General features: G+C 72.9%; 4 protein-coding genes. 1 reads left to right on the top strand and 3 read right to left on the bottom strand.

Annotated elements, in window-relative coordinates; genetic code table 11:
• Both EBL85_RS06055 and EBL85_RS17580 read right to left on the bottom strand, forming a co-directional pair.
• The coding region (locus EBL85_RS06055; protein ID WP_223806073.1) for a condensation domain-containing protein at positions 1-1,777 on the bottom strand (1,777 nt) is incomplete at its 3' end.
• Positions 1,774-4,752 carry a salicylate synthase gene (locus tag EBL85_RS17580; RefSeq protein WP_123142423.1) on the bottom strand — a complete coding sequence of 993 codons (2,979 nt, stop codon included), beginning with the start codon at positions 4,750-4,752 and terminating at the stop codon, positions 1,774-1,776. The genes EBL85_RS06055 and EBL85_RS17580, both read right to left, overlap by 4 nt.
• Before the next feature lie 209 nt (positions 4,753-4,961).
• Here EBL85_RS17580 and EBL85_RS06045 point away from each other — a divergent pair, with 209 nt between their 5' ends.
• Positions 4,962-5,702 carry a 4'-phosphopantetheinyl transferase superfamily protein gene (locus tag EBL85_RS06045; protein ID WP_148040520.1) on the top strand — a complete coding sequence of 247 codons (741 nt, stop codon included), beginning with the start codon at positions 4,962-4,964 and terminating at the stop codon, positions 5,700-5,702.
• Here EBL85_RS06045 and EBL85_RS06040 read toward each other — a convergent pair.
• Entirely contained in the window at positions 5,675-6,595 is a 921-nt protein-coding gene (locus EBL85_RS06040) for an AraC family transcriptional regulator (protein WP_123140925.1), read from the bottom strand. The two genes, EBL85_RS06045 and EBL85_RS06040, sit on opposite strands and share 28 nt — an antisense overlap.
• Positions 6,596-6,606 lie beyond the last annotated feature (11 nt).

The following is a 6,606-nucleotide window of genomic DNA, read 5'->3' as shown; positions in this document are numbered from 1 at the left end:
GCAGCCAGCCGGCGATGCGCAGCGCCGCGGCGGCGAGTTCGCCGTGGTCGATCACCCGCTCGCCGTCGAACAGCGCCGGGCGCCCGGGCTCGCGCCGCGCGGTGGCGAAGAGCCCGGCGTGGAGCAGACGCGGGGGGAGCGCCAGCGCGGTGGCGTTGACCTCGCTGCGGACCCGACGCTGCGCCTCGGGGAGCGGCAGCATCGCCGGCTCGGACCAGGCCCGTTCGCTGCGCGCCAGGCGCGTGAGCAGCTCGGTGTAGGCCGCGAACATGGCGTCGATCATGCCCTCGGGGAACAGCGCCTCGACCGCGTCCCAGGCGAGCAGCAGGGCGCCGTCCTGTTCGTAGACCTGATGGTCGAGCCACACCTGCGGGGTCTGCGAGATCATGTAGTCGAACGCGCCGAGGGTCGCGCGGGTGTCGTCGTCGAGCAGCGGCGCGCCGAGGTTGCAGGCGAACACCACCGGGGCGGCGAAACCGTCGCCGCCACGCAGGTGGGCGAGGTCGCGCTGCACCCGCACGCCGCAATAGCCGGCGTGGGCCATGTCGGCATGGAACTGGCGCTGGACCGTCGCGGCGCGCGCGGCGAAGTCGCGCGGCGTGGCGCAGTCGACCTCGAGCAGCAGCAGGCTGGTGAAGTCGGCCACCGCCTCGGCCGCGCCGGGGAGGTCGTCGTGGCGGTCGAACAGCGGCAGGTTGAGCGAGAGCCTGGGCTCGGCGCTCCAGCGTGCGAGCACCTCGGCATAGGCGGTGGCGAGCACCAGCGCCGGGGTCAGACCGCGGGCCTGGGCGTGCTCGCCGAGGCGTCGCCAGTCGGCGACATCGAGCCAGTGCCGGCGGCGGCGGAAGCGGGGTCGGTCGATCGTCTCCGGGGCCTGGCGCAGCGGCAGTTGCGGACCGGCGGGGAGGGGCGCGGCGCGTGCCCGCCAGTAGTCGCGATCGGCCTCACGGCGCGGCGCGGCGCGCGTCTCGACCGCCGCCAGATAGTCCGCGAAGCTCCACCCGGCGGGCGCCGCCGGGGGCGCGTCCGCGGCGTAGAGCCTGGCCAGATCGCGCAGCAGGATACGCAGGCTCTCGACATCGGCCACCAGCAGGTCGAGGTCGAGATGGACCCGACCGCGACCCTCGGGCAACAGGCTCAGCGCGAGCCCCGCGACCTCGCCGCGCTCGACGGCGAGACGGCGGTGCGAGAGCGCCTCGCGGATCGTCTCCAGGCGTTGCGCGCGGCTCGCCGGGTCGAGCGTGCGCAGGTCGTGGACGGCGAGCGGCGCGCAGCCGCTCTGCGCCGCGATCCGCTGGCGTCCCTGGTCGTCGAAGCGCGCGCGCAGCATCGGGTGATGGGCGAGCAGGGCGCGCCAGGCGGCGTCGAGCCGCGCCGGGTCGAGCGCGTCGCCATCGAGTTCGAGATAGGCGTGACAGCCGACCCCGCCGAGCGGCTGGCCGTCCTGCCGACCGATCCAGTAGGCGTGCTGGACGTCGGTCAGCGCGAAGGGCGCGGCGGGGTCGTGCCCGGGCGCTGTCGGCGCCGGCGCTGTCGGCGCCGGCGCGGCGCCGAGCAGCCCCTGCCAGGCGGCGAGCGTGGGGCGCTCGATCAGCTCGGCAAAGCCGATCTCGGCGCCGGCGCGACGCCACTGGCTGACCAGCCGCATCACGTGCAGCGAGTCGAGCCCGAGCGCGATCAGGTTGTCCTCGGCGGCGACCTCGGCGGCGGGCAGCGGCAGCAGCGCGCAGACCTGCTCGCGCACCGTCTCGGGGGCGATGGCGGCGCAGGTACTCATGACGCGCGGGCCTCCTCGGGCTGGTCGTTGGCGGCCAGCGCCGGGGCGAACAGGGTGGCGCAGACCCCGGCGAGCTTCTCGCGGGTCTCCTGCAGCTCGCGCTGCGGGGTGGAGAGTGCGATCAGCCCGGCGCCGGCCTGCAACCACTGCCGACCGCCCTGCTCGTAGAAGGCGCGCAGCACCAGCGCCGCGTCGAGGGTGCCGTCGCTGTCGACGGTGAGCACCGAGCCGCTGTAGAGCCCGCGTGGCTGTGTCTCGTGACGGCCGATGGCGTCGATCGCCTCGCGCTTGGGGATGCCCGAGGCGGTGACCGCCGGGAACAGCGACTGGAAGGCGTGCCAGGGGTTGGCGCCGGGGGCGAGCCGACCGCCGGCGCGCGAGCCGAGGTGCTGTACCGAGCCGCGTCGCGCCACCGACATCAGCTCCGAGACCTGGATGGTCCGCGGGTCGCAGACCGCCTCCAGCTCCTCGAACGAGAGCTTGACCGAGATGGCGTGCTCGGCGACCTCCTTGAGATCGGTGAGCAGCTCGGCGCGCAGCGCCGACTCCTCCTCCGGGGTCTCGCCGAGCGCGCGGGTACCGGCCAGCGGCTGGGTGCTCACCCAGCCCTCGGCCGAGACCTCGAGCACCGTCTCCGGGCTGAATCCGGCGGCGCGGAAGCCCGGCCACAGCAACAGGAAGGAGCGCGCCGGGGTGTTGTTGCGTCGCCCGGCGAGATAGCTGGTGATCGGGTCGATCGGCTCGGGGATGCCGACCCGGCGCGACAGGATCACCTTCTGGTACTGGCCGTCCTGGATCTCGGCCACCGCCGCGGCGACCATCTGCTGATAGGCCTCGCCGTGCTCGTGGGCGACCGGGGCCTGGACCGCGCGCACCGGCAGGTCGGGGGTCTCGGGTCGGTCGCTGTCGAGCCGTCCGAGGGTCTCGGCGAGGGCGTCGAGGTCCTGCTGCGAGAGCCCGCGCAGCAGCGCTTCGCCCTCGCGCAGCCGGATCTCGCGCGCGGGCACCACCAGTTGCAGCAGCTCGGTGCGGGTGTCCGCGTCGGGCAGGCCGTGGAAGCGTCGCGCAAGCTCGAAGCGGGCCATGCCGTAGGCGCGCCAGCCGCTGAAGGGCAGTGCCGCGAGCGCCGCCTCGACCGCGCTGGGGAAGTCCTCGAGCGGCCAGCTCCGCGTCTCCTCGTCGTAGCGGATACGCACCCGTTCGAGGTTGAGGTCGAGGCGTGCGGCGACGCCGATGCCCAGCGACCACTCGCCGTCGCGCTCGTAGAGCGTCAGGGTGTCGTCGAGCCCGGCCTGGGCGAGACGCGTGGCCAGTTGCAGCGGGTCGCCGACGATGCGTAGCCGGTGCTCGAGATAGGCGCGCGGCGCGGGGCGCTCGGTCGCCGGTTGCAAGCGCGTGCGCAGCGCCTGTTTGTCGATCTTGCCGATCGCCGTCAGCGGCCAGCCGTCGAGGTGCTCCAGACGGTCGGGCCACTTGTGACGGGGCAGATCGCGCGCGGCGAGAAAGCGGTGGAGCGCGGCGAGATCGAGTGTCGGGTCGTCGCCGAGCACGCAGGCGCAGGCGCTCTCGCCGAGTCGTGGATCGGGCAGCGCCACCAGCGCCGCCTCGCGGATCGCCGGGTGCTCGACGAGCAGGGCCTCGATCTCGGCGGCGGCGATCTTCTCCCCGGCGCGGTTGATCTGGTCCTTGATCCGTCCCTCGACGACGAGCGCGCCCTCGGCGGTGCGTCGCACCTTGTCGCCGGAGCGGTAATAGCCATCGCTGGTGAAGGCGATGCGGTTGTGGGCCTCGGCGCGATAGTAGCCACGGATGGTATAGGGGCCGCGCACCAGCAGCTCGCCGGCCTCGCCGGGGGCGACCTCGTGACCATTCGCGTCGACGATGCGGACATCGTCGTCGGCGCACATCGGTCGCCCCTGGGTGTGCAGCACGATGCTGTCGGGATCGTCGAACCCGGTGAAGCAGAGCAGCCCCTCGGCCATGCCGAAGACCTGTTGCAGCGTGCAGCCGAGTTCGGGGCGGATGCGCGCGGCGGTCTCGGGCTCGAGCCGGGCGCCGCCGACCTGGAGCACCTGGAGGCTCGACAGATCGGTGTCGTCCCACTCGCGCGCCTGCAGCCACAGCGGCACCAGCGCCGGGACCAGCGCGGTGTGGGTGACGCGCTCGCGGGCGATCAGCGGGAAGGTCTCGTCGAAGCCCGGGGTGCGGGCGAGCACCACCCGGCCGCCGGTGCAGAAGGTGCCGAGGATGCCGGGGCTGGCGAGCGGGAAGTTGTGGGCCACCGGCAGCGCGGCGAGATAGACGCTGTCGGCGTCGAGCCCGCTGATCTCGGCGGCGCGCCGGGCGTTGTAGGCGTAGTCGACATGGGTGCGCGGGATCAGCTTGGGCACGTCGGTGGTGCCGCCGGAGAGCAGCAGCAGCGCGATCGACTCGGGGTCGGGCCGGGGCAGGTCGAGGGGCTCGGCGTCGAGCGCGGCGAAGGCGGTGTGCGGCCCGGCCTCGCCGACCACGACGATCTCCTGCAAGCTCGGCAGCCCGGCCTGGATGCGCTCGGCCAGGGCGCGATGATCGAAGCCGTGGAAGCGGTCCGGGACGACGCAGGCGACCGGCTCGGCCAGCGCGCCGAGCGCGGCCAGCTCGCGCTCGCGCAGCGCGGTCATCACCATGATCGGCACCGCGCCGAGGCGCAGCAGCGCCAGGGTGGTGAGCACCAGCGGCAGGTCGTTGGGCAGCTGTACCAGCACCCGGTCGCCGAGCGCGATGCCGCGCCCGTGCAGCGCCGCGGCGAGACGGTCGACACGGGCGTCGAGCGCGGCGTAGCTCAGGCGCGCGTCGCCGGCGATCAGCGCGGTGCGCTCGCCCTGGGTCACGGCCCAGCGGCGCAGTTGCTCGCCCAGGGTCAGCGGTTCCCAGTAGCCTTTGTCCCGATAGCTTTGCGCCGTCTCGGGCGGCCAGAACGCGAGGGTGTGGTCCATGGAGGGTCTCCGGGGTTGTCGGGCGAGAGAACGATGCGCCATCTGCACCGTGCAGGGACGGATGGCTGAAGGCTTATTTGATATCAATTATCATTTGCTATATCGGTGGCCGACTCCCCGGATCGGCAGCCGTGAACCCCGATCGGGATTCTTCCCGGCGGAGATCGGATCGGCGCTCCAGGCGCGATGTCGGATGGAGGATGACGTGAGTGTTGGATGGTGACTGGCGCGAGTGCCCCTGGTCCGGGGTCGAGTCGGTGCTGGCCGGCGGGCTGGATCGGCCCCTGGTGGTGATGGCGCCCCTGGCGCCGAGCGGCGAGGCGCTCGCGCCCTGGCTGTCGGCGGCGGAACGCGCGCGTTGCGCGCGCTATCGCCGGCCCGCCGACCGGCTGCGTTGCGCGAGCGCGCACGCGCTCAAGCGGCGGGTGCTGGCGGCGCTGCTCGGTGAGTCACCCGGGGCGTTGGCGCTGGTGTGCGAGGCCCACGGCAAGCCCGCGCTGGCGAGCGGCGCGCTCGCCTTCAACCTGTCGCACGCCGGCGACTGGGTGGCGCTCGCCTGCGACCCAAGTGGGGCGGTCGGGGTCGATCTGGAGCAACCGGCGGTGCGCCGCGGCGGTATCGCGGGGATCGCCATCGGCCACCCGGAGGATCGGCTGGTGCCGGCGCCGGTGTCGGCCGAGCAGGGCTTCTACATCGCCTGGACGCTGAAGGAGGCGATCGCCAAGGGCGTCGGTCTCGGGCTCGGGATCGAGTTCGCCGCACTGGCGCTTCGCCCCGAGGGCGACGGGCGCTATCGCTGTCGCTGGCGCGGGCGTTGCTGGCAGGCGCGCCACCGGTGTCTCGACAGCGGCGTGCATCTGGCGCTGGCCTGCGCGCGTCCCTGGACGCAGGTGGATTGGTGGCAACTGAACTGGGACGCGGCTCAGTCGGCGCCGGCGTTGCCGAGATAGTGCTTGCGGGTCTCGCTCGGCAGCACCCCGAACTGCTTGCGGAAGGCGGCGCTGAAGTGGCTGATGTTGCTGTAGCCGAGCATCAGTGCGGTCTCGGTGACGCTGTGCTGGCGCAGCAGTTGGCGGGCACGGTCCATGCGATGTTGCTGGAAGAGGGCGTAGATGCTGGTGCCGAACAGCGCCTTGAAGCCCTGCTTGAGCTTGAGCTGGTTGAGCCCGGTGTCCTGGGCCAGCTCGGCGATGGTCGGCGGTTCGCTGAGGTTGCTGAGCAGACGCTCGCGCGCGGCGAGCAGACAACGGCGCTCGCGCAGCGGGGTGCGCGGATCGCGTTCGTCGGGGGTGAGCCCGTGCAGCAGCCAGCCGAGATACTCGAGCGCGGCGGCGTGCAGCAGCAGCGGCTCGGGTTGCTGGATACGCTGGGCGAGGCGGGTGGCGGCGGCGATGGTGCGGTTGCCGGGACGGCTGGCGCGCATCAGGAAGCCCTGCGCGATCGCCTCGCTGACCTGGCCGAAGTCCTCGCCGACGAGTTCGCCGAGCAGCTCGGGGCTGAGCGCCAGATCGATCTGCTGGTACTGGGCGCCGTAACGTACCGCGAAGCGTTCGTCCGGGGCGTAGCCGATGCAGCCCTCGCCGACCTTGGGGCAGAACACCCGATCGCGCACCCGCGCCTGCGAGGCCTCGCGCAACAGACAGGTGAAGTGCACCTGGTGGCTGGTGTTGACCACCACCGCCTGGGTCTCGCGCTGTCCGTTACCGCTGTAGAGCGCGGCGGTCATCCCCGGACAGACCTCGATCGACCAGCCCTGGACGCCCGGCAGGGCCTCGTGGACCCGCGGTGCGGGTCTGGGCAGACGGTGCCCCGCCGCGGACGATGATTCCTGTAGACAAGACATTCCTCCCTCCT

It is taken from the genome of Marichromatium sp. AB32, assembly GCF_003718675.1.
Classification (GTDB): domain Bacteria; phylum Pseudomonadota; class Gammaproteobacteria; order Chromatiales; family Chromatiaceae; genus Marichromatium; species Marichromatium gracile.
The sequence above is the reverse complement of the archived record's forward strand: the minus strand, read 5'-3'. Positions and strand labels throughout refer to the sequence as shown.

Excerpts from the sequence above, each read along its gene's own strand:
- EBL85_RS17580 (WP_123142423.1), bottom strand. The coding sequence starts at position 4,752 with ATGGACCACACCCTCGCGTTCTGGCCGCCCGAGACGGCGCAAAGCTAT.
- EBL85_RS06040 (WP_123140925.1), bottom strand. The coding sequence starts at position 6,595 with ATGTCTTGTCTACAGGAATCATCGTCCGCGGCGGGGCACCGTCTGCCC.